Origin of the sequence: Falsiroseomonas oryzae (assembly GCF_027856955.1) — a bacterium.
Taxonomy (GTDB): domain Bacteria; phylum Pseudomonadota; class Alphaproteobacteria; order Acetobacterales; family Acetobacteraceae; genus Falsiroseomonas; species Falsiroseomonas oryzae.
This window is the reverse complement of the sequence record NZ_JAPSMD010000550.1, coordinates 1-3,003: the sequence shown is the minus strand read 5'-3', so window position 1 is coordinate 3,003 and position 3,003 is coordinate 1. Positions and strand designations below refer to the sequence as shown.

Here is a 3,003-nt window from a genome sequence, read left to right as displayed (position 1 = left end):
GGCGGCCGGGCTGGCGGTGCTGGGCGCGCTGGCGCTGCTGCCGAGGCTGTCCTCGGCACCGGCGGCCGCGGCCGACCTGGTCCCGGGCGCCGAGGCCTGGTCCGCGGCGCGGGTGGAGGCGTTGCGGGCGGAGGGCCGCCCGGTCTTCGTGAACGCCACCGCCGCCTGGTGCATCACCTGCCAGGTGAACGAGCGCATCGCGCTGCGCAGCGCCGTGGTGCAGGACGCCTTCGCGGCGCGCGGCGTGGCGTATCTGAAGGCCGACTGGACCCGCGGCGACCCGGCCATCGGCGCGCTGCTGCGCGAGCACGGGCGGGAAGGCGTCCCGCTGTATCTGCTCTGGGCGCCGGGCGCGGCGGAGCCGGTCGTGCTGCCGCAGCTGCTGACCGAGGGGATCGTGCTGCAGGCGCTGGACGGGTCGTAGCGACCCCTCAGCGCGTCGCGGGCAGGGCGCGCCGCGCGCCGGGCAGCTGCAGCACCCACAGCCGGGCCGGCTTCTCGAGCCACGCATGCGATGCGGCACTCACCGCCAGCACGATCAGGGCGACGACCGCGTAGAACACGCCCATCGGGACGGCGTCCTTCAGTGTCCGTGCCGCCACCTGGATGACGATCCAGTGCCAGAGGTACAGCGAGTAGGAGATCACGCCGACCCAGACGGCCAGGCGTGTGGCGCAAAGACGCGCCAGCGCCCCCTCGCCCCGCGCGCAGAGCAGCACCAGCGGCGGGAAGGCCAGCGTGCCCAGCATCGCCAGCCCCGGAATGTGCGCGATGCCGAGCAGCGTCGCCGCGGCCAGGGTCGTGGCGAGCGGGGGGAGCGTGACGCCCGTGACGTAGGCGCGGTGCACCAGGCAGCCCGCGAGGGAGCCGAAGGCCACGCGCACCATGGCCGGCGCGCCGGTGCCGCCCCCCGGCGCGCCGGCCGCCACCAGCACCAGCAGCATCGTGGCCATGCAGCCCATCGCCAGCGCGAAGGGCCGCCGGCCCCGGCTCGCGGCGAACAGGACAGCGGGAAAGGCCAGGTAGGCGGCCCACTCCGCGCTCAGCGACCAGGCCGGCGCGTTCCAGGAGGTCGGCAGGAAATGGACCCAGTTCTGCACCAGCAGCAGCTGCGCCAGGAACGCATCCCAGCCGAAGCGCCGCGCCGGGTCCGGGTAGGTCCCGGCGAAGGCCGGCCACAGCACGACCAGCCCGGCCATCGTGAGCAGCGTCACGAGGTGCAGCGGATAGATGCGCGCGACCCTGGCATGCAGGAAGCGCCGGTAGTCCGGCACGGTGCGGAGCCCGCCGGCATAGGCGTGCGAGAGCACGAAGCCGGACAGCACGAAGAACAGGTCGACGCCGAGATAGCCGGGCGTCCAGTGATGCCCGCCGGTGTCGAGCAGGTGGAGGGCGAAGACCCAGATGGCCGCCAGCCCACGCAGGCCGTCGAGCGCGGGAAGGTAGCGGCGGGCGGACGTCATGCGAGCTCAGGAAGGGAATGTCGTCGGGCCATAGACCATGCACGGTTGCCGGCGGCGTCACGGTTCGGTGTGTCGTCTCAAGGCTCCGTTCACGTCTCCGGCCCAGCCTTGGGCCATGATCCGACTGCTTCTCCTGCTGCCGCTCCTCGCCTTACCGGCTGCGCCGCAGGAGATCCCGGCCTGCAACCAGGATCGCGTCGGCGCCGTGGCGTGCATGTCGGGAAAGCTCTGTGCCTGCGGCTATGCGCGGGGCGGCATCGTCTCCGGCCGGCCCGACGGGTATCGCTGGGATTGTGGCGTGCTGCGGCCATCCTGCGGTGAGGCGCTGCAGCCCGGCCTGCAGCCCGCCCTGCCCGAGGGCGCGCCCTGGCCCATGCCGCAGCTCTACCTGAACCTGACCCCGCCGACGCGACCGGCGGAGCACCCGCCGGTGTCGCCGGGCACCCTGCCCTTCTCGCCCTGGACGCGCTGAGGCCTGGGAGGGCGGGGAGGCGGCGGCGCCGGGCCCGTGGCACCGGCCTTGCAGGGTTCCGTGCCATCCGGGCGGATCCGGCGCGACGCTGCGCAAGCGGTGGGCAGGTCCGCGCCGGCATGGTCCGGGAGAACCCAAAGATGATGCAGCGTCGCCACCTGCTGCTCGCAGGCGCCAGCCTTCTCGCAGCCCCCACGATCGGCTCCGCCTTGGCCCAGGCCCCGCGGACCGTGCGCTTCATTGCCGGCTTCCCCGCCGGCGGCCTGGCCGATGTGGTGGCGCGGCTGGTCGCCGGGCCGCTCGGCGAGGCGATCGGCGCAACCATCGTGGTGGAGAACCGCACCGGCGCCTCCGGCACCATCGCCGCAGATGCGGTGGCGAAAAGCGCGCCGGACGGGCTGACCCTGGCGGTCAGTCACGCCATCCCCTTCGGCTTCGCGCCGGGCGTGCTGCCCGCCCTGCCCTACGATCCGGTGGCCGATTTCGTGCACCTGGGCATGCTGGCGGAAGCGCCGACCGTCACGGTGGTCACCGGCCGCTCGCCCTTCCGCAGCCTGCCGGAGATGCTGGCTGCGGCGCGGACGCGGCCGATCCGCTACGGCTCCTCCGGCGTCGGCTCGGCCGAGCACATCATGGGCGCGGTGGTGGCGCGGGAAGCCGGCGCGACGAATTTCGACCACGTGCCCTATCGCGGCACGCCGCCGGCGCTGCAGGACCTGATGGCCGGCCAGGTGGAGTGCATCAACGCGCCGATCACCACCCTGGTGGCGCAGATCAAGGACGGCACGCTGCGCGCGCTGGCGGTCTCCACCGAGCAGCGCCTGGCCGCCTTCCCCGAGGTGCCGACGCTGGCCGAGCTGGGCTATGGCCGCGCGACGATGACGCAGTGGATCGGCGTGAGCGCCCCGCGCGGCCTGCCGCCCGCCGTCGCGGAGCGCATCGCGGCCGCCATCCCCGGCGTGATCGCGCGGCCCGAGGTCGCCTCCCGCCTCGACGAGTTGGCCTCCGCGGCGCGGCGGCCGGCGCCGATGGGCGCCGAGTTCCAGCGCTTCGTCGGCGAGTTCCGCG

At 74.2% G+C, this 3,003-nt stretch carries 4 protein-coding genes; 3 read left to right on the top strand and 1 reads right to left on the bottom strand.

The window, feature by feature from the left end:
• Nucleotides 1-424: thioredoxin family protein (locus tag OZN99_RS28675; protein ID WP_270938630.1), on the top strand; the 424-nt coding region annotated here is incomplete at its 5' end.
• Between the two features lie 7 nt (nt 425-431).
• Here OZN99_RS28675 and OZN99_RS28670 read toward each other — a convergent pair.
• Nucleotides 432-1,463, bottom strand: a complete 1,032-nt coding sequence (locus OZN99_RS28670; RefSeq protein ID WP_270938629.1) for an acyltransferase family protein — start codon at nt 1,461-1,463, stop codon at nt 432-434.
• Nucleotides 1,464-1,578: 115 nt separating this feature from the next.
• Between OZN99_RS28670 and OZN99_RS28665 the strand changes: the two genes are divergently transcribed.
• Nucleotides 1,579-1,935, top strand: coding sequence for a hypothetical protein (locus OZN99_RS28665; RefSeq protein WP_270938628.1), 357 nt, complete (start codon nt 1,579-1,581; stop codon nt 1,933-1,935).
• Nucleotides 1,936-2,075: 140 nt separating this feature from the next.
• Nucleotides 2,076-3,003, top strand: a 928-nt coding sequence (locus OZN99_RS28660; protein ID WP_270938627.1) for a Bug family tripartite tricarboxylate transporter substrate binding protein, incomplete at its 3' end; no start/stop codon positions are given.

Coding starts and splice junctions, on each gene's coding strand:
- OZN99_RS28665 (WP_270938628.1), top strand. CDS start 1,579: ATGATCCGACTGCTTCTCCTGCTGCCGCTCCTCGCCTTACCGGCTGCG.
- OZN99_RS28670 (WP_270938629.1), bottom strand. CDS start 1,463: ATGACGTCCGCCCGCCGCTACCTTCCCGCGCTCGACGGCCTGCGTGGG.